21 protein-coding genes and 1 pseudogene are annotated in these 23,566 nt (G+C 66.7%); 7 read left to right on the plus strand and 15 right to left on the minus strand.

Annotated elements, in window-relative coordinates:
- Positions 1-57: 57 nt before the first annotated feature.
- From D6T63_RS14545 to kdpF, 9 genes are all read right to left on the minus strand, one after another.
- On the minus strand, positions 58-1,665 hold the full coding sequence (locus D6T63_RS14545) for an AAA family ATPase (protein ID WP_120149784.1): 1,608 nt from the start codon (positions 1,663-1,665) through the stop codon (positions 58-60).
- Between the two features lie 51 nt (positions 1,666-1,716).
- A complete protein-coding gene (locus tag D6T63_RS14550) occupies positions 1,717-2,094 on the minus strand; it encodes a hypothetical protein (protein ID WP_120149785.1) in 378 nt (125 codons plus the stop codon).
- 47 nt (positions 2,095-2,141) lie between these two features.
- Positions 2,142-2,750, minus strand: a complete 609-nt coding sequence (locus D6T63_RS14555; RefSeq protein ID WP_120149786.1) for a DUF308 domain-containing protein — start codon at positions 2,748-2,750, stop codon at positions 2,142-2,144.
- Positions 2,751-2,907: 157 nt separating this feature from the next.
- Entirely contained in the window at positions 2,908-3,609 is a 702-nt protein-coding gene (locus D6T63_RS14560) for a response regulator (RefSeq protein ID WP_120149787.1), read from the minus strand.
- Positions 3,606-6,137 (minus strand): DUF4118 domain-containing protein, encoded by a 2,532-nt coding sequence (locus D6T63_RS14565; RefSeq protein ID WP_120149788.1) that lies wholly within the window; start codon positions 6,135-6,137, stop codon positions 3,606-3,608. Before D6T63_RS14565 ends, D6T63_RS14560 begins: the two co-directional genes overlap by 4 nt.
- 3 nt (positions 6,138-6,140) lie before the next feature.
- Positions 6,141-6,749 carry a potassium-transporting ATPase subunit KdpC gene (kdpC, locus tag D6T63_RS14570; protein ID WP_120149789.1) on the minus strand — a complete coding sequence of 203 codons (609 nt, stop codon included), beginning with the start codon at positions 6,747-6,749 and terminating at the stop codon, positions 6,141-6,143.
- A 35-nt stretch (positions 6,750-6,784) separates the two neighbouring features.
- On the minus strand, positions 6,785-8,941 hold the full coding sequence (gene kdpB, locus D6T63_RS14575) for a potassium-transporting ATPase subunit KdpB (protein WP_120149790.1): 2,157 nt from the start codon (positions 8,939-8,941) through the stop codon (positions 6,785-6,787).
- A gap of 3 nt (positions 8,942-8,944) precedes the next feature.
- Entirely contained in the window at positions 8,945-10,618 is a 1,674-nt protein-coding gene (gene kdpA / locus D6T63_RS14580; RefSeq protein ID WP_120149791.1) for a potassium-transporting ATPase subunit KdpA, read from the minus strand.
- Positions 10,618-10,707: a K(+)-transporting ATPase subunit F gene (gene kdpF, locus D6T63_RS14585; RefSeq protein ID WP_120149792.1), complete on the minus strand. Its 90-nt coding sequence runs from the start codon at positions 10,705-10,707 to the stop codon at positions 10,618-10,620. Before kdpF ends, kdpA begins: the two co-directional genes overlap by 1 nt.
- A 301-nt stretch (positions 10,708-11,008) precedes the next feature.
- Between kdpF and D6T63_RS19830 the strand changes: the two genes are divergently transcribed.
- The 3 genes and pseudogenes from D6T63_RS19830 to D6T63_RS14600 all read left to right on the plus strand — a co-directional run.
- A complete protein-coding gene (locus D6T63_RS19830) occupies positions 11,009-11,245 on the plus strand; it encodes a recombinase family protein (protein WP_235830776.1) in 237 nt (78 codons plus the stop codon).
- Positions 11,246-11,365: 120 nt separating this feature from the next.
- Positions 11,366-12,175 carry a DUF2382 domain-containing protein gene (locus tag D6T63_RS14595; RefSeq protein WP_120149793.1) on the plus strand — a complete coding sequence of 270 codons (810 nt, stop codon included), beginning with the start codon at positions 11,366-11,368 and terminating at the stop codon, positions 12,173-12,175.
- A gap of 305 nt (positions 12,176-12,480) precedes the next feature.
- A pseudogene (locus tag D6T63_RS14600) lies at positions 12,481-13,422 on the plus strand (manganese catalase family protein); the annotation flags it as partial.
- Between the two features lie 891 nt (positions 13,423-14,313).
- Here D6T63_RS14600 and D6T63_RS14605 read toward each other — a convergent pair.
- The gene (locus tag D6T63_RS14605; RefSeq protein ID WP_120149794.1) at positions 14,314-15,507 is read right to left on the minus strand and encodes a M14 family zinc carboxypeptidase; all 1,194 of its coding nucleotides are present in this window, start codon (positions 15,505-15,507) and stop codon (positions 14,314-14,316) included.
- Between the two features lie 359 nt (positions 15,508-15,866).
- Here D6T63_RS14605 and D6T63_RS18995 point away from each other — a divergent pair, with 359 nt between their 5' ends.
- Complete coding sequence (locus D6T63_RS18995; protein WP_147394387.1) at positions 15,867-16,307, plus strand: hypothetical protein; 441 nt, start codon at positions 15,867-15,869, stop codon at positions 16,305-16,307.
- A 174-nt stretch (positions 16,308-16,481) separates the two neighbouring features.
- Here the strand turns inward: D6T63_RS18995 and map are convergent, their stop codons facing one another.
- Complete coding sequence (gene map / locus D6T63_RS14615) at positions 16,482-17,264, minus strand: type I methionyl aminopeptidase (protein WP_120149796.1); 783 nt, start codon at positions 17,262-17,264, stop codon at positions 16,482-16,484.
- A gap of 67 nt (positions 17,265-17,331) precedes the next feature.
- On the opposite strand from map, the gene D6T63_RS14620 reads away from it, so the two are divergent.
- Complete coding sequence (locus tag D6T63_RS14620) at positions 17,332-17,634, plus strand: helix-turn-helix domain-containing protein (protein WP_120149797.1); 303 nt, start codon at positions 17,332-17,334, stop codon at positions 17,632-17,634.
- A gap of 51 nt (positions 17,635-17,685) precedes the next feature.
- Here the strand turns inward: D6T63_RS14620 and D6T63_RS14625 are convergent, their stop codons facing one another.
- The gene (locus D6T63_RS14625; protein WP_235830777.1) at positions 17,686-19,038 is read right to left on the minus strand and encodes an MATE family efflux transporter; all 1,353 of its coding nucleotides are present in this window, start codon (positions 19,036-19,038) and stop codon (positions 17,686-17,688) included.
- Between the two features lie 80 nt (positions 19,039-19,118).
- Here D6T63_RS14625 and D6T63_RS14630 point away from each other — a divergent pair, with 80 nt between their 5' ends.
- Both D6T63_RS14630 and D6T63_RS14635 read left to right on the plus strand, forming a co-directional pair.
- On the plus strand, positions 19,119-19,475 hold the full coding sequence (locus D6T63_RS14630; protein WP_120149798.1) for a hypothetical protein: 357 nt from the start codon (positions 19,119-19,121) through the stop codon (positions 19,473-19,475).
- Positions 19,476-19,659: 184 nt separating this feature from the next.
- Positions 19,660-20,751, plus strand: a complete 1,092-nt coding sequence (locus D6T63_RS14635) for a S1C family serine protease (RefSeq protein ID WP_120149799.1) — start codon at positions 19,660-19,662, stop codon at positions 20,749-20,751.
- A gap of 18 nt (positions 20,752-20,769) precedes the next feature.
- On the opposite strand, the gene D6T63_RS14640 is transcribed toward D6T63_RS14635, so the two are convergent.
- The 3 genes from D6T63_RS14640 to D6T63_RS14650 all read right to left on the minus strand — a co-directional run bounded on the left by D6T63_RS14640 (position 20,770) and on the right by D6T63_RS14650 (position 23,494).
- Positions 20,770-21,426 (minus strand): peroxiredoxin-like family protein, encoded by a 657-nt coding sequence (locus D6T63_RS14640; RefSeq protein ID WP_120149800.1) that lies wholly within the window; start codon positions 21,424-21,426, stop codon positions 20,770-20,772.
- 125 nt (positions 21,427-21,551) lie between these two features.
- Positions 21,552-22,304: a GAF and ANTAR domain-containing protein gene (locus D6T63_RS14645; RefSeq protein ID WP_235830778.1), complete on the minus strand. Its 753-nt coding sequence runs from the start codon at positions 22,302-22,304 to the stop codon at positions 21,552-21,554.
- A 392-nt stretch (positions 22,305-22,696) separates the two neighbouring features.
- Positions 22,697-23,494: a metallophosphoesterase family protein gene (locus D6T63_RS14650; RefSeq protein ID WP_120149802.1), complete on the minus strand. Its 798-nt coding sequence runs from the start codon at positions 23,492-23,494 to the stop codon at positions 22,697-22,699.
- Between the last annotated feature and the right edge of the window lie 72 nt (positions 23,495-23,566).

Consider the following 23,566-nt stretch of genomic DNA (forward strand, 5'->3'; position numbering starts at 1 on the left):
AGGGGCGACGACGGCGCATTCAGCCCGCGTAGTCCCTGGAGCTCGTAAAACACTCTCCTACCGCCCGGCGGCGTCCGGCTGTCCGTCCTCGCGACTGCGCTCCACAGGAGGAACGGCTTCGATCCCGTCACCGGGGAATCCGTCCTCGGAGAAGCCACCGTCCGCGAAGCCCGTACGGTCGACGAGCCCAGGGGAGGTGCTTCCGGGCACCGGCGTGTAGCTGCCGGCGTACGTCATCGGGCCCTGCATCCAGCCGGATGGCCGTCCCCCGGCTTCTGGTCCACCGTCCTCGCCGCCGCTGCCGCTGCCCAGCAGGCTCCTCGTGAGGGCGGCGCTGTCCGACAAGAGCTCGTCGACGGCGGCGAGCAGATGCGTGTCGGCGACCGGCACTCCCAGCAGCGCTGCCGCGAGGACCGTCCTGCGCACCAGTTCACGGGTGAAGGACGCCGTCGTGCCTTCCATGCGGCCGGCCACCGTCCCTATGGTCCCCGCACTGAAGGGCAGCCCGCGGGCGTAGAGGCGCAGCAGGGCGGCACGCTCGTGCTCAGCTGGAAGCGGCACCTCGACGGCCAGGTCCACGCGCCCCGGGCGCTGCGCAAGCGCCCGCTCCAGCATGTCCACGCGGTTGGTGGTGAGGATGAACGTGACGTCGGCGTCGGGGTCGAGCCCGTCCATCGCGTCGAGCACCTCGAAGAGCAGCGGCTGCGGTCCGTGCCCGAAGCTGCGATCCTCGGCGATGAGGTCGCAGTCCTCGAGGACGACGATGGAGGGCTGCAGGGCGCGCGCCATCCTCGCGGCCTCGCCGACGTGCGCGAGCGTACCGCCGGTCAGGAGGATCGCCGTCGTACCCTCGCTCCCGCTGAGCAGGAATCGCACCGTGTGGGTCTTGCCCGTGCCGGGCGGGCCGTACAGGAGGATGCCCCGCTTGAGGTGCTGACCGGCGGCGATGAGGGCCTCGCGATGGGCCGCTATGCCGAGGGCGTGCTCCGTCACCCTTTCGAGGAGTCCCTCGGGGAGAATCACGTCGTCGACGGTGAGCAGCGGCCTGTGGTGGAACGTGACGCCTGCCCCGCCGGCGCCGAAATCGCCGACGGTAAAGGAGAGGACCTGGCCCTTCAGCACGCTCTCGCTCTGCATGCGCCGCCGGAACTCGGCCAGCAGTGCTGCCGTCACGGCAGGATCGGTACACAGGACCTCGAGCGACGCCGCCTGACGTCCGAAGCGCGGCTCGGCCTTGCGCTGCAGGAGGGCAACGGGCACGCCGTCGCGCTCGAAGAGACGCAAACCGAGGGCAACGGTCTGGCGTTGCTCGTCCGGCCCCACCGGCAGGTTCGCGTAATCCGGCTGCGACAGCGGAAAGTTCGGGTACATCTGGGACTGCTGGAGCATGTCGCTGAGCGACATGTGGTTGCGCTGGTCGCCGCCACCGATCCCTACGAGTCGGGCGTCCTCCCCGACGAGTGCTGCGAGAACGATGTCCGCGTCCACGAAGCGGTGGGCGCCCACCTCCTCCAGCACGACGGCGACCCCGCCCGCGTCCGTGCCGAGGTGTGCGGTGAGGGTGTCGAGGAGCTCCCGTCCGCGCATCGAGTGCGGCTGCGCTTCCTGCGCGAGCCGCACCATCGTACTGAAGTCCCTGATGAAGCCTGCTGTGGTATCCCCCATGTGGGGAGGCTAACAGCGCCGTCAAGGCAATGTGCCAGGGGGACCGTAATCCTAGGTGTCCTGCTTAGGCAGGCGCTCACCGTACCGGGGTTCGTCGTCGTCCTCCGGTCCGGCTGTGGGCTGGGTTGCGTCCGGTTTACGGTCCGGCTTGGCCGACGATCGGTTGATGCCTGAGCCCTCGCTGAGATGCCCTGCGTTCGGCGTCTCGGCCATCATGAGCATCGCGCAGATCACGAGGGAGGTGATGAAGGCGATCCCGGCCGCTGTGATGCCCAGATCGACCCGCAGGACCTTCGAGCCGCCACCGGTCGCGAAGATGGACGTCGCCGTCCCGGCCACGACGGCGAGCACGGCGGAGAAGACGAGCGGAGCCTTGATGCCGTGGCGGAACCGTCCCTGCGTGGGTTTTCCCGGCTGGCGCTTGGCCACGGGCACTCCTTCCGGTGATGCGAGATCTTCTACGAGGCGTAGAGGTTCTAGTTTACGGGCTCGGGCTCGCCCTCGGCACCGGAAGTGGCCGATGCGCTCAGCGCTGAATCGTGCCGGTAGCTGAGTGCGGCGATGCCGAGCACAACCGCGGACAGGAGGGCTCCTCCCCCGGTCACTCCCAGCAGGGCGTGGGCCCCGAGCTGTTCGACGAACGGGAGGATGACGCCGGTGGCGGAACTCACCACTCCCACGACGACGAGGTCGCGGGCCGCAACATGGCTGCGGATCCCGAGGCCGCGCACCAGTTCGGCGATACCCGCGACGACGAGCGCGACGGCTCCGGCGAACGCGAAACTGCGTTCGTCCGAAAAGGCCAGGCTCGCGATGCCCGCCCCGACGAGCAGCCCACCGCCGACGTCGGTGAGGAGCGGCCGCGCACCCCAGTGCGACATCCGGTGCGTCCACAGGTAGGCCGCGCCGGTGAGCAGGAAGTACAGCCCGCCCACCAGTGACATCACGAGGGTCGAGGGCTCACGCCAGAAGATCGTCACCAGCCCGAACACGGCGCTCACCACCGCGCGGGCGAGGAACGGCTTCCAGACCGTCGACTCGGCGGTGTCATGACCAGCGCCCGGGGCAGGCGGTGCAGCAGCCATCAAGGCCCTCTCTGGGGAGTGCGGTGGCCGGGCGATCTCCGGCCAGTTCAGTTTAGTCCTCCAGGCCTCGCCCCTGATTGCCGGGAACCGCCCCGACCTTCGAGGTGGGAATCATCAGCAGCGCGGTGCCGATCTGATGAACATCGGCTTCACTGTCTCAGCTATCGTGCCTTTGATTGCCGTTCGCCATGAATCGGTACCCCATGCCCGCTTCGGTCAGCAGGTACCGGGGTGTGCTTGGGTCCGGCTCGAGTTTTTTTCGCAGCTGCCGGATGTACAGGCGGAGGTAGCCGGAGTCACGGACGTGCTCCGGCCCCCATACCTCTGTCAGCAGGTTCTCCTGCGCTACAAGCCGCCCGGGGTTCAGCATCAACGTTTCGAGCAGGCGCCACTCGGTGCGCGTGAGGTGGATGGAGGAGCCATCGGTGGTCCTGACCACCGATTTGGCGACAAGGTCCACGCGCACGTCTCCGAAGCTCGCGCCTGCTTCTTCCTGTGCGGGCAGGCGCCGCCGGGTGAGGGCCCTCACCCGAGCGAGCAACTCGTCGGTGAGGAACGGTTTGGTGACGTAGTCGTCTGCACCCGCGTCGAGTGCCTGCACCTTGTCGATCGAGTCCATTCGCCCGGAGACCACGAGGATCGGTACCGAGCTCCAGCCACGGAGCCCATGAATGACGTCGATTCCACTCAGGCGCGGCATGCCGAGGTCCAGCACCACGATGTCGGGGTGGTGCTCGGCCGCGCGCCGGAGCGCCGCGGCGCCGTCTGCTGCGGTGACGACGTCGTAGTCGGACGCCGTGAAGGTGATACTGAGGGCCCGGAGGATCTGTGGATCATCGTCGGCGATGAGGACCTTCACGCCGCTCCGACACTGTCCCCGGTGAGGAGCACCGGGTGCGGTTGCGGCGCGTGCGGCAGTGATATCACGGAGGTGAGTCCGCCTCCGGGAGTGTCCTCGAGTGTCAGCCGACCACCCATGCCGTCGACGAAACCCTTGGCCAGCGCCATCCCGAGCCCGAGGCCGGTGTCATTATCGGTGTCACCCAGCCGTTGGAAGGGCATGAGCACCTGGCCTTTCCGGTCGTCCGGGATTCCAGGCCCACGGTCGATGATCCGCAGTTCCGCTCGCCCGCCGAAGTCGCTCACCGACAGCACCGGTGGTTCCCCGTGGCCGGTGTATCGGATGGCATTGGACAACAGGTTCACGAGTACGCGCTGCAACAGGACGGCATCGGCAAGAAGGAGCCGGAACTCGGCAGGGAGGTCGAGCTGGACATCGCCAGGACCGAGATCCAGTTCCTCGAGTGCGGGAAGGATCACGTCCTCGGGACGAACGGGTTCAAGCACGACGCCGAGCACGCCGGCCTGGATGCGGCTGGCGTCGAGCAGGTCGGTCACGAGCTTCGACAGGGTTCCGAGGCTCTGTTCGGCGGTCTCGAGGAGCGCACCCTGCTCGTCGGGCGAGAAGGAGATGTTGGATGATCGAAGACTGGTGACGGCGGTGGTCGCTGCGGTGAGTGGACGGCGGAGATCGTGCCCGACGGCGGCGAGCAGCGCCGTGCGCACGCGGTCCGCCTCGGCGAGTGGGCCTACTTCACTCGCGGCCCGGGAAAGATCCCGGTACTCCAGGGCTGTGTCCATTTGGGTAGTGATGACGCCCAGCAGTCTCCGGTCCGCAGCTTCCAGCGGTCGGCCAACAAGCTCGAGGACTGCATGTTCACCCACGGGTACGGTCGCGGGATCGGCCTCCACGGATGACGGCGGCCGGGAAGCGTCCTCGCTCAGCAGGGTACCGTCGGTGCCCCGCAGCCGCACGGCGTCGAGGCCGAACGCCTCCCGGGTCCGGGCCACGAGGGCCAGCAGCGTGTCCTGCCCGCGGAGCACCCCGCCCGCGACGGTCGCGAGCAGTTCGGATTCGGCGGCGGCGCGCGAGGCCGCCCGGGTACGGCGGGCTGCCTGGTCCACGACGTAGCTGACCAGGACGGCGTTGACGATGTAGAGGGCAAGCGCCGTGAAGTGCGCGGGCTCACCTATCGTCAAAGTGCGGACTGGTTCGATGAAGTAGAAGTCCAGCGTCAGCCCGGACAGGACGGCGGCGATCAGCGCCGGCCAGATCCCGCCGATCAGGGCCACGACGATCACCAGCAGCTGGTAACCGAGGACGTCCCCGGTAATGGATTCCTCGGACCGAAAGACCGTCAGCAGTAACGTCAGGAGCGGGCCCCCCAGCAGGGCGACGACGGCCCCGAGCACGCGGCGCCGCCAGGACAGTGCCCCTCCCGTGTGCGGCAGCGCGAACCTGCTGCCGGCCGACGCGTGGTTGACGATGTGCACGTCGATCTCGCCGGACTCCCGGATGACGGTGGCGCCGATCCCAGGTCCCGTCACCAGCGCCACAAGGCGTGAGCGGCGGCTCACGCCGATGACAAGTTGGCTCGCGTTGGCGCCCTTGGCGAAGTCGACGAGGGCCTTCGACGTCTGGCCGCCCACCACCTCGTGGTAGGTGCCGCCGAGCTTCAGGACGAGTTCACGCTGGGCCGCGAGCTCGGCCGGATCGGCGTCGCGCAGCCCGTCCTGGTTGGTGACGTGCACGGCCAGCAGCTGACCGCCCGCGGACCGGGAGGCTATCCGGGCGCCGCGACGGAGCAGGGTACGACCCTCCGGTCCGCCGGTGAGGGCGACGACGACCCGCTCGCGCGCCTCCCACTTGTCATCGATACCCTGCTCTGCGCGGTACCGCTGGAGGGAGCTGTCCACCTCGTCGGCAAGCCACAGGAGCGCGAGCTCGCGCAGCGCAGTGAGGTTGCCGACACGGAAGTAGTTGGAGAGCGCCGCGTCGATCCGCCCGGACGGATAGATGCACCCCTCCGCGAGCCGGCCGCGCAGCGCCTCGGGCGCGAGGTCCACCACCTCCACCTGGTCGGCCCGGCGGAGCACCTCGTCGGGGATGGTCTCGCGGTGCGGGACGCCGGTGATGCGTTCGACGACGTCGTTGAGGGACTCGATGTGCTGCACATTGATGGTGGACATGACGTCGATCCCGGCGTCGAGCAGTGCCTCGACGTCCTGCCACCGCTTGTCGTGGCTGGTACCCGGGGCGTTGGTGTGGGCGAGCTCGTCGACCAGCACCACCTCGGGCGCCCGCGCCAGCACGGCGGTGAGATCCAGGTCTGTCAGGTGAACGCCTCGGTAGTCGATGGTCCGCCGGGGTATCACCTCGAGTCCGTCCGCCATGGCCTGCGTCGCAGTGCGCCCGTGGGTCTCGACGATGGCGATGACGACGTCGCGGCCCTCGACCCGGAGCCGCCGGCCTTCTTCGAGCATGGCATAGGTCTTGCCGACCCCGGGGGCCGCTCCCAAGAACACCCTCAACCGGCCTCGCGTCATGGCCTAAGTGTCCAGCTGCGCGAGGGCCATGTTCAACTCCAGCACGTTGACCGTCGGCTCGCCGAGGTACCCGAGGTCGGGTCCCTGCGTGTACTCCTCCACCAGGGCTTCGACGTCGGCCTCGCCGAGTCCGCGTTCCGCGGCGATCCGGGGCACCTGCAACCGGGCGTACTCGGGGCTGATGTGCGGATCGAGGCCTGAGCCCGAAGCTGTGAGGGCATCGGCCGGAACCGCGGCGGGGTCCACACCCTCGAGCTCGGCGACGGCGGTCCGGCGTTCCTCGATGGCCGCGACCAGATCCGGGTTCTCGGGGCCGAGGTTGCTGCCGCTGGACGCCCCGCCGTCGTACCCGTCCCCTGCCGCGGACGGACGGGACTGGAACCAGTCGGGGAGGGCCGCGCCGTCGGCGTCGGTGAAGCCCTGGCCGATGATCGCGGAGCCGACGGTGCGGCCGTCGAGGGTGAGGGGCTGCCCGTCGGCGCGGTTTTTCAGGGCCACCTGGCCCAGGCCGGTGATGACGAGCGGGTAGGCGACGCCGAGGACGAGGGTCAGGACGAAAAGGGCCCGGACGGCGGTGCCGAGCTGTCGGACGGTGCTGCGCGAAGAGCTCATGGGAGTCCCTTTTCGTGGACGACTGTGGACGGGGATCAGAAACCGGGGATGAGGGTGAGCACGAGGTCGATCGCCTTGATGCCGATGAACGGCGCGATGATGCCACCGAGCCCGTAGACGAGCAGGTTCCGGTTGAGCGTGCTGGACGCCGACGCGGCGCGGTACTTCACGCCGCGCAGGGACAGCGGGATCAGCGCGATGATGATCAGTGCGTTGAAGATGATCGCGGAGAGGATCGCCGAGGACGGCGAATGCAGCTGCATCACATTGAGGGCGGCGAGGCCCGGGAAGGCTCCGATGAACATGGCGGGGATGATCGCGAAGTACTTGGCGATGTCGTTCGCGATGGAGAACGTGGTGAGCGCCCCGCGTGTGATGAGCAGCTGCTTGCCGATCCGGACGATATCGATGAGCTTCGTGGGGTCCGAATCCAGGTCCACCATGTTGCCCGCCTCCTTCGCCGCCGAGGTACCGGTGTTCATGGCCACGCCGACGTCCGCGAGTGCCAGGGCCGGTGCATCGTTGGTGCCATCACCGGTCATCGCGACGAGAGCGCCGCCCTCCTGCTCCTTGCGGATGAGGCGCATCTTGTCCTCGGGCGTCGCTTCGGCGAGGTAGTCGTCAAGGCCTGCCTCCGTGGCGATGGCCTTCGCCGTGAGCGGGTTGTCGCCGGTGATCATGACGGTGCGGATACCCATGGTGCGGAGCTCCGCGAAGCGCTCGGGCAGCCCTTCCTTCACGACGTCCTTGAGGTACACGACGCCGAGGACCCGTGCCTTGCCAGTGGCGTCCCGGACGGCGACCACGAGTGGCGTGCCACCCAGCTGTGAGATGCGGTCGACCGCCTCGTCGAGCTCCGCAGTGACCAGGCCGGAGGCAGCGGCGACCCATGCTCGGACCGCGCTGCCGGCGCCCTTCCGGACGCTCGATCCGTTCGCGAAGTCGACGCCGCTCATCTTGGTCTGCGCCGAGAACGGGACGACGTCGCCGTCCACCTCCTTGCGGACGAAGCCCTCGGTGACCGCAAGGTCCACGATCGAGGTCCCCTCCGGTGTGGGGTCGCTGAACGAGGACTGAGCGGCGGCCGTGATCAACTCCTGGCGGTCGGATCCGGCGACGGCGATGAACTCACTCGCCCGCCGGTTGCCGTAGGTGATGGTGCCGGTCTTGTCGAGCAGCAGGGTGGTGACATCGCCGGCCGCCTCGACCGCGCGGCCGGACATGGCGAGCACATTGTGCTGCACCAGGCGGTCCATGCCCGCGATGCCGATCGCGGAGAGCAGGGCGCCGATGGTCGTGGGAATCAGGCAGACGAGCAGCGCCACGAGGACCGGCACGCTGACCGTGACATTCGAGGAACTGGCGATCGGGTTGATGGTCAGCACCACCACGGTGAAGACGATCGAGAGGGTGGCCAACAGGATGTTCAGGGCCACCTCATTGGGCGTCTTCTGCCGTTCGGCGCCCTCGACGAGCCGGATCATGCGGTCGACGAAGGTGTCCCCGGGCCGGCTCGTGATGCGGACGACGATGCGGTCCGACAGGACACGCGTGCCGCCCGTGACGGCAGAGCGGTCACCGCCGGACTCGCGGACCACGGGAGCGGACTCGCCGGTGATCGCGGACTCGTCCACCGAGGCGATGCCCCAGATGATCTCGCCGTCGCCCGGCACGAGTTCGTTGGCCTCGATCAGCACGGTATCGCCGAGGGCAAGGTCCGAGGACGGCACCTCGGTGACGGTCGCCCCGTGGGCGCCCGGGTCCGCATCGGCCGCGTAGTCGCCGAGGACGCGCGCCGTCGTCCCGGTCCGTGCTTGGCGGAGGCTGGAGGCCTGCGCCTTGCCCCGGCCCTCGGCGACGGACTCGGCGAGGTTCGCGAACAGGACCGTCAGCCAGAGCCAGATGGCGATGAGCCAGGAGAACGAGGACGGGACCTCACTGCCACCTGATGACTGTGGCCCTCCCAGGAAGGGTTCGGCGATGGCGATGGCGGTGATCAGGGCCGCGCCCACCTCGACGACGAACATGACGGGCGTGCAGACCATTTGCCGCGGGTCGAGCTTTCGGACGGCGCCCGGCAGCGCCGTGGCAAGATGCGCGGCGGAAGATGCCGAGGCCTTTTTCCGGGGTATGGGCTGGGGTGTGGCGCTATCGCTGCTGCTGCCGGCAGGTCTTTCAGTGATGGTGGACATGATCTAGAGCAGTCCTTCCGCAAGGGGCCCCAGTGCGAGCACGGGGAAGAAAGTGAGGGCGGTGACGACGACGGTGACGCCGACGAGGAGGGTGACGGACTGGACGCGGTCGGTAGGCAGCGTCCCAGCTGTGGCGGGCACCCTGTCCTGGGCGGCGAAGGAACCGGCGAGGGCGAGGACGAAGACCATGGGCAGGAAACGCCCCAGCAGCATCGCCACTCCGAGCGCGGTGTTGAGCCAGGGCGTGTTCGCCGTGAGGCCCGCGAACGCCGAGCCGTTGTTGTTGGCCGCGGAGGTAAAGGCGTACAGCACCTCGGACAAACCGTGCAGGCCCGGGTTCAGGATGGATGTGCCGTCGATGTCCGACCGGAGGGCGGGCACCGCGAAGCTCAGGGCCGTTCCCGTGAGGACGAGTGTCGGCATCGTGAGGATGTAGAGGCTCGCGAGCTTGATCTCCCGTGCGCCGATCTTCTTGCCGAGGTACTCGGGTGTGCGGCCTACCAGGAGCCCGGAGATGAAGACAGTGACGACCGCGAGGATCAGCATGCCGTACAGTCCCGAGCCCACACCACCGGGTGCGACTTCGCCGAGCATCATGTTGACCATCGGCAGCATCCCGCCGATTGCCGTGTAGCTGTCGTGCATCGAGTTCACGGCGCCTGTCGAGGTGAGCGTGCTGGCAGAGCCGAACAGGGTGGACCCGACGATCCCGAACCGTTGCTCCTTGCCCTCCATCGCAGCTCCCGCGGCCTGCGAAGCGCTGCCGTTCCCTGCCAGTTCGGCGAGTGTCACCGCGGTCAGCGACAGCAGGAAGATCGCGGACATCGCTCCGAGGATCGCGTAGCCCTGCCGGCGCTGCCCGACCATGGTGCCGAAGGTGCGCGGCAGGCTGAAGGGGATCGCGAGCATGAGGATGACCTGGAACACGCTGGTCCAGGGTGAGGGGTTTTCGAAGGGATGAGCCGAGTTGGCGTTGAAGAACCCTCCGCCGTTGGTGCCGAGCATCTTGATAGCCTCCTGCGAGGCCACAGGACCTCCAGGCAGGTTTTGCTCGGCACCTGTCAGTGTGGTGACGGTGGTGAAGCCGGCGAAGTTCTGGATAACACCGCCCGCGAGCAGCACGAGAGCAGCGATGACGGCACCCGGCAGCAGAATCCGCAGAAGAGCGCGAGTCAGGTCCACCCAGAAGTTACCGAGCGTTGCGCTGCGACGGGCCGCTAGTCCCCGCACGAAAGCGATAGCCACGGCGAGCCCGACGGCGGCGGACACGAAGTTCTGCACAGCGAGGCCCGCCATCTGCACGGCGTAGCCCATGGTGGCCTCGGGCGAGTAGGACTGCCAGTTGGTGTTGGTCACGAACGAGACCGCCGTGTTGAAGGCCAGGCCCTCGGGCACCGCCGGCAGTCCGAGCGAGTAGGGCAGCACGGCCTGCGTGCGCTGCAGCACGTACACGAGCAGCACACCGACCACGGAGAAGGAGAGGACGCCGGTGAGGTAGGAGCGCCACGGCTGGTACGACGCCGAATCGACGCCGAGGATGCGGTAGAACCCCCGCTCCACGCGGAGGTCCTTCATGCCGGTGAAGGTCCGGGCCATGTAATCGCCCAGCGGACGGTAGAGCAGGGCGAGTACGACGACGACGGTCAGCAGCGGCAGAAGCGCTGCGGCGAAAGTCATCAGAAACGCTCCGGGCGCACGAGGGCATAGACCAGGTAGCCCAGGGCCGCGATACCGAGAACGACGGCGATCAGGTTGAAAACGATCACAGTCCCTCCACCGCCCGGGCGATCAGAGCGACCACACTGAACAGGGCTGCGATACCCACGAAAGAGACGACGTCAAGCACAAGGAACTCCATTGGACGGGATAGTGCACTTCGGTCCGCCGGCTTCCTGCCGAACGGGTGCCCTGGAAGGCACGAGCTCGATTACATACCCCGAACCGGATCGAAAAGCCGATCCTTACGCTTTCCTCACGGCGAAGCCCGACATCCCTACGCTTCCTTAATGCCCGAGCTCCGCAGATGTGCGTTCCGACGCCTCGTAGGTCACCCGGGTTCCAAGGCGGTTGAAGCCCTACTGCCTACGCGCCGGTGACACCCTCGTCGTCACGAAACTGGACCACCTCCGTCGGTCAGTGCGGAACCTCAAGGAAGTAGTCGACGGACTCGAGAAGCAGGGCGTGACAAGCGCGAGCGATAGCACCTGGAAGGGCGACGACACCGGCCTACCCACGGTCAGCCCGAACGCCGACCAGCAATCACCGTCCGCCTACATCGGCTCCGGACCTCCCTACGCAGGCTGATAGTAAGTCTGCTTGCAATCCCGGATCGGTCCTGCCTAGGGTGGACGAAAGGCGCTCAATCGCCTCGAGCACGGACAACTACAACCGCGTAGCAACGGTAAGCAACGGTAAGGAGAGATCATGATCAGCAATGACAACCTCGACCAGCTCACCAAGGGCAAGGGAACGGTCTACACGAACGACGGCGAGAAGCTCGGCTCCATCGGTGAGCTCTATGTCGACGACACCACAGGACAGCCCAGCTGGGTCACCGTGAACACCGGGCTCTTCGGCACCAAGGAAACCTTCGTGCCTCTTCAGGACGCCTCCATCGACGGCAATGACCTTCGGGTCCCGTATGACAAGTCCCTCGTCAAGGCAGCACCCTCGGTAGAGCGGGACGGACACCTCAGCCCGACCGAGGAAGAAGAGCTGTACCGCCACTACAGCGTCCATGGCACCGGCACCGGCACCACGAACACCGACACGACCAGCCAGGTCGACGCCGGCACGACTGCCGGCACGACTGGCACATCCAGTGGTAACCGTGAGGCTGTCGGTCACGACACATCGGGTCCGACCACGGACGAGGCAATGACGCGGTCGAAGGAAGAGCTCCGCGTCGGCACCGAAACCCAGGAGACTGGGCGGGCTCGGCTGCGCAAGCATGTCGTGACCGAGAACGTCAGCAAGACCGTTCCGGTGAGCCACGAGGAAGTCCGGGTGGAGCGCGAGCCGATCACGGACGCGAACCGCGGGAATGCCTATGACGGCCCGGCGATCAGCGAGGAAGAACACGAAGTGGTCCTCACTGCTGAGCGTCCCGTCGTCGACAAGGAAGCTGTCCCTGTCGAGCGTGTCCGGCTGGACAAGGAAACAGTCACCGAGCAGGAAACTGTCAACGAGCAGGTTCGCGAAGAGCGCATCGACACGGATGGACCCACCCGCTAGACACACAGCCTGAGGAGCGAACGCCTCAGAGTCAAGAGGACGGGGTGCTGCTACTGCGGCACTCCGTCCTCCGTCGTTATGCCATACGCGGCAATAAACAGAGCGACCACAAGTGACAGGCGGGAGGACACGACCGTCGTATCGGTTGCGCACGGATGCTTGGCCTGTGGAGCGCCTGCGCGGTCCTACTGATCGCCGCCGAGGTCCTCCACACAATTTGACGCTCCACCCTTGTGGTCTTGGGCTGCGCAGTGAAGGCTAAAGCTAAGGCGGCTTTCCTTTGCCGCTCACTACTAGGAGGTCCCATGTTCTTCCACGTCCAGCAACTCATCAACGAGATCATCCCAGACGAGCCGGATCCCGCCGCAGCCAATGCCCTGCAGGAGGGCCTGGGCGGCCAGTTCGGTGAGATGCGCACCATGATGCAGTACCTGTTCCAGGCCATGAACTTCCGCGGCGCGGCCGCTAAACCCTACCGTGACCTGATTCAGGGCATCGGCACCGAGGAGATCAGCCACGTTGAGCTGATCGGCACCACGATCGCCCGGCTCCTCGATGGCTCACCCCGCTATCAGGGCAAGCAGGAAGACCCCCTCGATACCCCAGGGGCCGGCGGGTCGATCCCCTTGAACCTTGCCCTGTCCCAGGGGAACATCCACCACTACCTCGTCGGCGCTCAGGGTGCCCTGCCCGTGGACTCGGCAGGCAACCCGTGGAGCGGCAGCTACGTCTACAACTCCGGCAACCTGCCCCTGGACCTTCTGTACAACCTGATGCTCGAGGCCACGGGCCGGCTGCAGAAGTGCCGCATGTACGAGATGACCGACAACAAGACGGCACGGTCCACCATTGCGTACCTGATCGTCCGCGATCAAGCGCACGAGAACGGATACGCCAAAGCCCTGGAAACCCTCGGGGTGAACTGGAAGTCGCTGCTGCCGATCCCCAAGACGAACGCCGAGCAATTCCCCGAGGTCAAGAAACTCCTCGACCTTGGACTGCAGAGCAAGCAGTACACCTTCGACCTCAAGGGCCAGTCCGAGGCCGGGAGAATTTACCAGGGGCTATCGCCGTCGAAGGACGGTACCAACCTCGACGCCAGCGAGCAGGCTCCCGAGGGCGTGCCCTCCGTCATCGCCCCTGAGCGGTTGGAGGAGTTCGCCCCCGGTCTCGACCCGGAACTGCTGGAACTGATCCAGGCCACCGCTGACATGGAAATGGCAGACATCGACGCAATGTTCGGACCAACAACCACAAAGGCCGATAAGGCCCCCCAGGCCAACGCCACGACTGTCAGCAAACCCGCCACGGCCGAGTTCAAGGATGCCGACGGACCGGACGTGCCGAACCTGGCCAAGGCCGATGAAGCACCCAAGGCCAATGCCACGGCAGATGACAAGGCCGACACTGCCGAGTTCAAAGATGCCGACGGACCGGACGTGCCGAACCTGGCCAAAGCCGATGAAGCCCCCAAGGCCAATGCCACAGCAGAGGACAAGCCCGCCACGGCCGAGTTCAAGGATGCCGACGGACCGGACGTGCCGAACCTGGCCAAGGCCGATGAGGCACCCAAGGCCAATGCCACGGCAGATGACAAGGCCGACACTGCCGAGTTCAAGGATGCCGACGGACCGGACGTGCCGAACCTGGCCAAAGCCGATGAAGCCCCCAAGGCCAATGCCACGGCAGATGACAAGGCCGACACTGCCGAGTTCAAGGATGCCGATGGACCGGACGTGCCGAACCTGGCCAAGGCCGATGAAGCCCCCAAGGCTTGACATCGGGGCCAGGGTTACCGACACCCGGGCCAAGGCACCTGCCGCTAACCGTGCGCGCGGTGGAGCAGTGAGGCCTCGCAAGTAGTTTCACCAAGTTTCACCCCGCCCCGCTTGCCGTGATGTTGACGGTGTGAGTTCATGACTCAGGCGGGGCAACTTCATGACGCCAACCAACCGAGCAAGGGGATTTACCGTGGCAAGCCGGAAGAGTACAGACGTTCCAGGCTTCACAGCACCCCCGGTGGGCGCTTGAAAGCGTTCTGAAGGGCTAATAACCTCAGTCATCGGGGGCCATGTGAACTACCGAGGCCCCCGATGCCGTCTCCTTCAGGTGCGATTCACGGGCAGATGCTGTATCGCTCAGTCCTGCGGTGTGTCCCACCCATAGTCGGGATAGTCGGGATAGTCGAAGAAGGCGTCTCCGTCGAGGGCATCGACTTCGCCGGTGGCCATGGAGTCGATGAGGGATTCGAGGCCGGTCTGGACGCTCTGAACGAGCATGCCCTTCATCTTCTGGCCGAAATCATCCGATTGTCCTCTGACTTCGAACAGGACAGTGGCCGAACCGTTAAGAGCAAAGGCTGAACGTCCCTGTCCTGCATATTCGCGCTCGTCAGGATGGAAGTAGCGGCCGGCGGCGGCCAGCGGCGACTGGGTACCATAGCTGTCCTTGACGCCGTCAGCGACCGCTAGTGCATAGCGCCGGGACTTGTCCTGGTCCAGGAGCGGCCAGTCCTCTTTGTATGCAGCGCCGTCGTTGATGCCCAGGGGCGGGTAGTCGAGCGCCACCGAGATGTGCCTGCCGTCCTGTTCGCCTCCGGTCTGCTGATCACACGGGCCCATGTGGTGCAGGTCCACGACGGCGTCGACGTTGCCGAATTCATCCTGGAGGCTCACATAGACATCCCTGATGGTTTGGGATTCCGGTGAGAGGTAGAAACCTGCGTCTTTTGGATCTCCGGGCAGGTCACCTGGCTGCGGGACGTAGTCGAGGTCGGCGTTGAAATCGCGATTCAGATCGAAGCCCGGTAGATCGATGCCGTCCCCGGTCAATTGGTGGTACCAAGCGCGGTTCGAGCCTTCCAGCTGGGGGTGTCGGCGTTCTACCTCGTCCCAGGAAATGACGTTCATACGGCGGTTGAGCTCCCCACCATCGGGATTGGCCATGGGCATAGCCACAAGTGTGACGTTCTCCAGCACACGCTGGGTCACCGGGTCATTACTGGAACCAAGCTTCTTCAGTATGCCCAGCAGCGCCTCGGTCCCGGTCCGCTCGTTGCCATGGATAGCGCTCTGGACGAGCAGTACACGCTCCCCCGTGCCGACCCGGGCGGTGTAGAGATCGCGGCCCAACTCGGATTGACCGACGACGTCGACCTGCACCCGGCCCTTACTGTTGTTCTCGATATTCTCCAGCTCTGAACCGAGCTGTTCGTAGCTGGTCCAGCCGCTGAATTGCGGGTCGTCGGAGGTCTTGCAGGTTCCCTGCCCAGGGGCAGTTGCATCACCGGGAGCGGCGCTGGCCGGTGTCGCGACAATCAATGCACCAAGCATCACCCCTGCTCCGACAGCGCCAAATATTCTACGTGGATTACGGCGGACATGGTTCACAGTTAACTCCAATATCGAGTGATTGGGACAAGCGCATCGTTCCAATCCGATGGCCTGTCTGCAAGAGAATCACCAAAAACCAAAGCATAAAACACCGCCCCTCTGGCTATTTTCCATCATCGAGGCTAAGTTACTGGCAGCTAGGGATAAAGGCGTCAACATTTAATACCATATCCGTGGATATGGCTCTTGAATGTAGACGTTATTCTGGGCGGATATATCGAACCGCGGCGAGTGTATGCGTGGATTTCGACCCTCTCAGGAGCCATCCGTATCTAGTCGTAGGACCCTCGAGGATCATCATGAAAGCTGCTGCAGCCGCCGCCCTTCTTGCCTCGGCCCTCGTCCTGAGCGCCTGCGACTCCGATCCCGGACCTGATGCCGGCGGGCCGGAAATGACAGCCGCTTCAGGCGGGTCGGCCTCACTCTCGCCGAAAGCAAGCGCGACCTGCAAGAGCCTCTACAAAGGCGGCGATGTAAGTCCCCTGAAAGGAGCCAGAATGCTGATCGACGAGGCCGCGGCTAATGATGGTCAGGTCTTCGGCGGCCAGGCCAAGAGAGCGTCCGTGATCTCGGCAGCCCTGGTCACCATCGCTGAAGACGCAGACGATGACCTCACCTCGTTGATCGATGGGATCCGGATTCCCATCCAGGCTGTTGCGGATGGGCGGGCAAGCGACTTCACGGACGCCTCGTCACTTGCGGACAAGCTGGAGGCAGCCTGCGCCCGGTTCGAGCCCTAGGCTGCTCGCCCCGCTTCGCCCTCCCTATCGCCTACGCCTACTGGTCGCGTTCATGGCGAAGGCGTTGAGGATCATCCCCGATGGCCTGATCCCCTGCATCGGGCAACGCTCCACGAACGTTTGACCTCGTGCTGAAATGTCTGGCGCTGAAGCACCCCGGGCGGCGGTTGTTCCCTACTGGGTCGCGGACGTCGGCAGGGTAAGGATCTCCGCGCCCGAGTCGGTGATGGCGATCGTGTGTTCGCTGTGCGCTGTCCGGCTACCCGTCACGCTGCGGAGTGTCCAGCCGTCGGGATCCGTCACGAGCTCGGCGGTATCCGCCATGACCCACGGCTCCAGGGCGAGCAGCAGCCCGGGGCGCAGCGCGTAACCGCGACCCGGGCGCCCGTTATTGGTGATGTGGGGCTCCTGGTGCATCGTCGACCCGATCCCGTGTCCGCCGAATTCGGTGTTGATCGGATAGCCGGCCGCGCTGAGTACCGCTCCGATGGCGTAGGAGATGTCGCCGGTGCGGGCCCCGGGACGTGCCACGGCGATCCCCGCGGCGAGGGCACGCTCCGTCGTGGCGATCATGACGGCGTCCTCCGCGCGCCCCGATGGACCGACGACGAAACTGATCGCTGCATCGGCGGCGATTCCTCCCTTCAGGACGGCGAGGTCGAGCGTCAGGAGGTCGCCGTCAGCGAGCGCGTAATCGTGCGGCAGTCCGTGCAGGACCGCATCGTTGACGGCGGTGCAGATGTAGTGGCCGAAAGGCCCGCGGCCGAAGGAGGGCGCGTAGTCGACGTAGCAGGACTGGGCGCCGGCCCCGATGATCATCTCCCGGGCCCAGCGGTCGATCTCCAGCAGGTTGGTTCCGGCGATGCTGCGCTTCCTCAGGGCCTGCAGGATATCCGCGACCAGGGCTCCCGTTACCCGTGCGCGGGCCAGTTCGGAGGTACTCAGGATCTCGATCATGCGAATGCCTTTCAGACTCCACCAATAACTATCCCGGTAATACTATCCCGGTACTATCATCGGAACCATGGTCAGACTGCCGCTCACTCCCGCCGACGTCGAACGTGGACAGCGCCTCGGCGCCCTGCTGCGACACGCCAGGGGTGAGCGTTCGATGCTCGAGACGGCCCTGGACGCGGGCGTCTCCCCGGAGACCCTACGGAAGATCGAGTCGGGGCGCGTCGCAACCCCCGCCTTCCCGACCATCGCAGCCATCGCCGTCGTCGTCGGGCTCTCCCTCGATGCCGTATGGGCCGAGATCAACCGGTCGGACCGGGAGGCCGGGCCGTCAACGGCACAGCTGGGGACGCGCGAGCAGCTGGCCTCGTAGCGACGACGCGGGACAAGGCACGACGAGCGGTGGGTCATGACGAACAGTGGGTCATGAGGCCCGGCCCCGGGTAGCGCCCGTCACCATCCACCGGTCATCCCGGACCCGCCACCCGAGGGTCGCGGCCCGAGCCACCATGTAGCCGACGCCGAAGGCGAGCCACAACCAGGCGATTCCCTCCCCGCCCGTCAGGTCCGCGCGGCCCACGAGGACCAGCAGCGGGAGGTACACCACCAGATTCACGACGCCGGCGATCGCGAGGTAGCGGGCGTCCCCCGCGCCGATGAGGACGCCGTCGAGCACGAAGACGAATCCGCACACCGGCTGCGATGCGGCGAGGACCCACAGCCCGGCGGCGAAGGCGGCCTGCACGGCAGGATCCGTGGTGAAGATCCAGCCGACGAACGGCGCGGCGGCAGCGAGGAGGCCGCCGGTGAGAACGCCGAAGCCGACGCCCCAGACGATCATCCTCCGGGTCAGGGCCCGGGCCAGCGGCCTGTTCCCGGACCCCAACTCCTTGCCGATCAATGCCTGCGCCGCGATGGCCAGGGCGTCGAGTGCGAAGGCGAGGAAGGTGAAGACCGTCATGACCAGCTGATGGGACGCGAGGCTCAGCGGGCCCTGCGACGTCGCGACGAACACCGTGGCGAGGATCGCCACGCGCAGGGAGAGGGTCCGTAGCATGAGCCATGATCCGACGCTCGCCGCGCCCCTGATGCCGCGCAGGGTCGGCCGGAGAGACACCTGCTCCCGCCTGGATGCGCGGACGATCATCACCAGGTACACGGCCGCCATGCCCCACTGCGCGAGGCTCGTGCCGAGCGCCGACCCGGCCACCGACATCCCCGCACCGTAGACGAGCAGGTAGTTGAGGACGATGTTGACGCCGAATCCGGCACCGGCCACCAGCAGCGGCGTGCGCGTGTCCTGCAGGCCGCGCAGCACACCCGTGGCAGCAAGCACCACGAGCATCGCGGTCAGCCCGGGCATGGACCAACGAAGGTAGTCGACGGCGAACGCGTGGACGGCTCCCTCCGCACCGAGGACCGAGGCCAGGTGCGGCGCCGAGGCCCATCCGGCGACGGACAGGACCACCCCGAGGACGACGGCGAGGCCCACGCCGTCGCGCCCCGCCGCGAGCGCATCCGGCAGGCGGCCGGCACCGAGGAGGCGGGCAACGGCGGGGGTGGTCGAGTACGCGAGGAAAACCATGAATCCGACGGCCGTCTGCAGCACCGTGGAGGCGAGGCCCACTCCCGCGAGCTCGTCGACACCGAGGTGCCCGACGATCGCCGAGTCGGCCAGGAGGAACAGCGGCTCGGCGATGAGGGCACCCAGTGCCGGCACGGCGAGCCGGAGGATGCTGCGGCTGAGCCGGCGGTTGCTGGGCAGGGTGTCATGCACGTGACCAGCGTAGGGTGTCCGGGGCAGCGCCTAAGCTGGACCAAGGACCTGCACCACACGCGACGACGCCCAGGGGAGTCATGAAGCTCGGCATCCGGCAGTACCTGGCAGGACTCGTCCTGCTGTTCGTCAGCACCCTCTTCGTTCCCCAGGCCGTGTCCGACTTCGCGCGGGCGGACTCCACGGGCACGCCGGCGCCGGCCGAGGCCCCTCTGCTCCTGGCCATCGGACTCGTCATCATCCTCGCAGCCGCCGCCTGCATCGCCCGGGGGTACTGGCTCACCCACCGCACGAACGGACCACGAAAGGCGAATCCGGAGGACGACCCCGACGAGCCGCTGCTGCGGCCCGGGTACGGACCCGGCACGCCCGACAACGAATCGTGGCGTGAACATCCCCTCCGCCGGCCGGACCCGGGAGCAGACGGACGCCCCTAGCTCGGTGCTCGTCGCGGGCACGAATTCCTGATCGTGCTACCTGTCCAGCCCTGGTCACTCCCCTTTTCCCGCTTGTCGCTCGGCGGGCACCCTTCGTACGGTCATAGGTAGCGGCCGGCGGCGCCTTCGGGCATCGCCGGCGCCGGTGTCGACCGGCACACGACCATCGGAGGAGGAACACCCCATGACGTCCAGGACCCGCCGCCCCAGGTGCGCGATGACTGTGGGCCTCGCGCTCCTCTTCACCGTTTCCGGATGCACCCTCACGGACAGTGCGGACTCCGCCCCGAGCGCACCCGCGCAGGTGCAGGGGGAGTCCGGCAGCCCGTCGGCTCCTGCGCCATCCTCCGGTTCCGCCGACGCAGAACAGGGCGACATGAGCATCCCCGACATCGTGGAGGCCGTGGAGCCGTCCGTGGTCACCATCTTCACCGAGAACGGCCTCGGCAGCGGCGTCATCTATACGGAGGACGGGCTCATCCTCACGAACGAGCACGTCATCCGGGGCAACGACGAGGTCGAGGTCGCCTTCGCCGACGGACAACGCGTGTCCGGCACGGTCGAGTCCGCCGATGCGGTCTCCGACCTCGCGCTGGTACGCGCCGATCGCACGGATCTCCCCGCAGCCACGTTCCAGTCCAACCTTCCGCGCATCGGCGAACTCGCCGTCGTCATCGGATCTCCCCTCGGTTTCGAGAACACCGCGACCTCGGGCATCATCTCGGGCCTGCACCGTGAGATCCCGGGGTCGGCCTCCACCAGCCAGTCTCTCGTGGACCTCATCCAGACCGATGCCGCCATCAGCCCGGGCAATTCAGGCGGCGCCGTGGTGAACGGCCGCGGCGAGATCATAGGTATCAGCGAGGCGTACATCCCTCCGGCCCGAGGAGCCGTCGCCCTCGGCTTCGCCATCCCCGCACCCACCGCCACCGAGGTGGCCGAGGAACTGCGCGAGGACGGCACGGCCGAGCACGCCTACATGGGGCTGGCGCCGGGCGCCATCACACCTCAGATCGCAGAGCGGCTGAACCTGCAGGACGCCACAGGCGTGGTGGTGCTGTCCGTCTCCGAGGGAGGACCAGCCGACGACGCCGGGATCCGCCCGGGCGACATCATCACGAAGATCGGCGGTGACGAGCTATCAGCACCCGAAGGCCTGCTGTCGGCGCTGCGCCAGCGCGAGCCGGGAGACTCGGTCACCGTCGAGACCCGCCGGGGGTCCGAGACGCAAACCGTCGAGGTCCGACTCTCCGACCGGCCTGCCGCCGAAGGTTGAGCCGCAGAAGCTTCGGACTCAGAGGCTGCGGAGGGCCGCGACGATCTGGGCGACCTCCGTGCGCTTCGTGTAGTCGGCGTGGACATCGACGAACCGCACGGTCCCCGCGGCGTCGACGATGAGGACGGCCGGGTAGGGAATGGCAGCCGTCCCGTCAGCATTGCTGTCCGAGACCTCGAACCCCAATCGGGTGTGGGCGAGCCGTGCATCCGCACTCGGCTCCGTGACGATCCCCAGCGCGCGTGCGAGCACGTTTGCCGGGTCCGAGAGCACATCGAACCCAAGTTCTGCGCCCTGCGCCGTCGCCTCACTACCCTCGGAATGCTGGGGGCTGACCGCCAGAAGCTTGATCCCCTGCTCCAGGAGTGTTGGCAGGAGTTCCCGCTGGTACGCCCTCAGGGTGATGTTGCAGTAGGGGCACCAGCCGCCACGGTAGAAGACGATGACGGCCGGACCGCCCGCCCGGACCGCCGACAGCTGGATAGCGTCACCCGCTGCAGTCAACAGCTTCGCATCGGGGAGGACATCACCCACGGAGACCACCGCTGCGGGAGCGCCCGCAGAGCGCAGGTCCGCCTGCTCGCGGGTGAAGGTGCCAGCGAGGTCGGGGCCTATCTGCGCCTCGAAACCCTCGTTGAATCGCGCTACCTCTGATGCAATGCTGGCATGGGTCATGGCAATCTCCTCGACGTGTCACTGGTTGGTATTGAGACCCGGGGGCCGTCGCTCAGACACTAGGGGTGTTACCTGTCGGCGATTCACAAGGACGTCATATGCGGACATAGAACCCGCCCTGGGCCCTAGTCGAAGTGCGTCGTCGCGGGACCCTGACCCAGTGACTGCAGGACGGACGCGGCCACGTCCCTCAACTTGATGTTCCGGGAGCTGGAGGCCGTCTTGAGGATGGTCATGGCAGCATCCTGGGAGCAGCGGTTCTGCCCCATGATCACACCGACGGCGAGGTCGATGGTGGTGCGGCTCTCCATAGCGGCCCGCATGTTTGCGCCGGACTCGGTCAGCTTGGCGATGCGCACGGCGAGTCGGAGCGACGCCGAGACCTCCGCGGCGAAACGCTCGGCCGCCTCTATGGCGTCCCCGCTGAAGGCATCAACCAGGGGCGAGTAGAAGTTCAGCGCAGCCGTCGCCTCGCCCTCGAGCCGGATGGGCACTCCCAGGGCGGACCTGATGCCGTGGCCGGCAATCGCCCGGCTGTATTCGGGGAAGCGCTCCTCGGATTCGAAATCACTGACGTAGTGGACGAAGCCTTCGCGTGCGGCCCGCAGGCACGGGCCGTCGTCGTACTCGTACTGGACTTCGTCCATCTTCTGGGCGTCCGGGCCGTTGCTCGCGACCGTCGTCCTCGTCCGTTCCCTGAGGAGCGTGACGCCGCAGAGAACTTCGTCGTCCTTGGCGGACAGGGTGTGACCGGCGATGGTGACCAGTTTCGTCAGGAATTCCCCGACGTCGCCGCTGTCGAGGACCAGGTCCTGGGCCAGGACCGAGACCGCCGGGGCCCTGTCATCGTGGCCGTCGGCGCTGTGGTGATCAGACAAGAGGTGAACCTTCGGATCTACCCCTGCCGTTCGCGCGTGATGCTGGGCAAGGAGAAGGTGAGGGGGCCGCCTGCTGCTAAGCGACCCTGAGAATTCTACCCATCGAAGACGGTTCCGGCGCTCACTCCGTGCCTGGCACGAAACGCCAGGACGCGCCCGTCCACCTGGTGCGAGGTACCAACCCGCGCCCTTCTGGCCCCGGCCCCGGGTAGCCACGGCCTGGCCGGTAACAGCCCCGACTGTCAAGCAGGTGGTGGTGGTGGCGCAAGCCACTGCACATGTCGGGGAGCACGGCGCACACTGGGCATACGCAGCAAATGGCCCGGACCTGTCCGTGGACTGACGTTGAAAACATCGATGTGCTTGCACGGACATGGGGCGCCAGCCGGAGGTCAAGCAGCCGGCCCTTGGCTGGCTGCTCGCCCGACCCCCCTGCCGAGCAGTCCGAGTTGCTCATGCTGGCCGCGATAGATGGCCGTCCTCAGTTCGATGGCGTACGCCTCGAGGGCCGGCATGGCGAGTTCCGCGGCGACAGCAATTTCCGCCTCGACATCGTAGGACACCCGCACGAACTGGACACCGAAAGGGTCCGTGCGGTCGCCGTCGCGCTCCCCTTCGAGGATCACGTAGGAGGCCTGTGGTTCGTCCAGAGGATTGCCGACGCTGCCGACGTTGATGAGCGACCTGCTGCGATAGGTCGAGATGAAGGCGTCGTGGATGTCGCCGTAGCAGACCACGTCCGGCAGGGGTCCGCCACCCGTCAGTTCCGTCACCCGGAACATACCTTCGAAGTCCTCATCGGTGTGGCGGGCGTGCACACGGTGGTAGACGCTCTTCGCGGACGCATGGAACATCCGGATGCGACGCCCGCTGAGCATGATGTCGTGGGACAGGGGAAGCGACTGCAGCCACTGCCTGTCCTCCGGCGTCAACTCGTTGTGCCACCACCAGCCGGCGTCGTCACGCCACTCGGGCGTCTCGCTCGGCAGGAAGTCGTCCCAGTTGCCCCGCACCGTCACGGCGCAGTGCAGGCGGCTCAGCCGGACACACTCGGAGCCCCGAGGTCCCTTTCCTGCGACGTCGCCCAGGTTGTAGACGGTGGTGATTCCCCGGCGTCCGAGATCGTCGAGGACCGCTGCGAAGGCGGTGGCATTCCCGTGCAGGTCGGAGATCACCGCTACGCGTTCCATCACGTCAGGCTATCCCAGTCCCCCGGTCCGTTCCCCGCAACGGCCGTCCCTTGTCCGTCGTCGTCCGGTGGG

It is taken from the genome of Arthrobacter cheniae, assembly GCF_003602275.1.
In the GTDB taxonomy this organism is placed as follows: Bacteria; Actinomycetota; Actinomycetes; order Actinomycetales; family Micrococcaceae; genus Arthrobacter_D; species Arthrobacter_D cheniae.

Coding starts and splice junctions, on each gene's coding strand:
- D6T63_RS14545 (WP_120149784.1), bottom strand. CDS start 1,665: ATGGGGGATACCACAGCAGGCTTCATCAGGGACTTCAGTACGATGGTG.
- D6T63_RS14555 (WP_120149786.1), bottom strand. CDS start 2,750: ATGGCTGCTGCACCGCCTGCCCCGGGCGCTGGTCATGACACCGCCGAG.
- D6T63_RS14565 (WP_120149788.1), bottom strand. CDS start 6,137: ATGACGCGAGGCCGGTTGAGGGTGTTCTTGGGAGCGGCCCCCGGGGTC.
- kdpC (WP_120149789.1), bottom strand. CDS start 6,749: ATGAGCTCTTCGCGCAGCACCGTCCGACAGCTCGGCACCGCCGTCCGG.
- kdpB (WP_120149790.1), bottom strand. CDS start 8,941: ATGTCCACCATCACTGAAAGACCTGCCGGCAGCAGCAGCGATAGCGCC.
- kdpA (WP_120149791.1), bottom strand. CDS start 10,618: ATGACTTTCGCCGCAGCGCTTCTGCCGCTGCTGACCGTCGTCGTCGTA.
- D6T63_RS14595 (WP_120149793.1), top strand. CDS start 11,366: ATGATCAGCAATGACAACCTCGACCAGCTCACCAAGGGCAAGGGAACG.
- D6T63_RS14605 (WP_120149794.1), bottom strand. CDS start 15,507: ATGCTTGGTGCATTGATTGTCGCGACACCGGCCAGCGCCGCTCCCGGT.
- D6T63_RS18995 (WP_147394387.1), top strand. CDS start 15,867: ATGAAAGCTGCTGCAGCCGCCGCCCTTCTTGCCTCGGCCCTCGTCCTG.
- map (WP_120149796.1), bottom strand. CDS start 17,264: ATGATCGAGATCCTGAGTACCTCCGAACTGGCCCGCGCACGGGTAACG.
- D6T63_RS14620 (WP_120149797.1), top strand. CDS start 17,332: ATGGTCAGACTGCCGCTCACTCCCGCCGACGTCGAACGTGGACAGCGC.
- D6T63_RS14630 (WP_120149798.1), top strand. CDS start 19,119: ATGAAGCTCGGCATCCGGCAGTACCTGGCAGGACTCGTCCTGCTGTTC.
- D6T63_RS14635 (WP_120149799.1), top strand. CDS start 19,660: ATGACGTCCAGGACCCGCCGCCCCAGGTGCGCGATGACTGTGGGCCTC.
- D6T63_RS14640 (WP_120149800.1), bottom strand. CDS start 21,426: ATGACCCATGCCAGCATTGCATCAGAGGTAGCGCGATTCAACGAGGGT.
- D6T63_RS14650 (WP_120149802.1), bottom strand. CDS start 23,494: ATGGAACGCGTAGCGGTGATCTCCGACCTGCACGGGAATGCCACCGCC.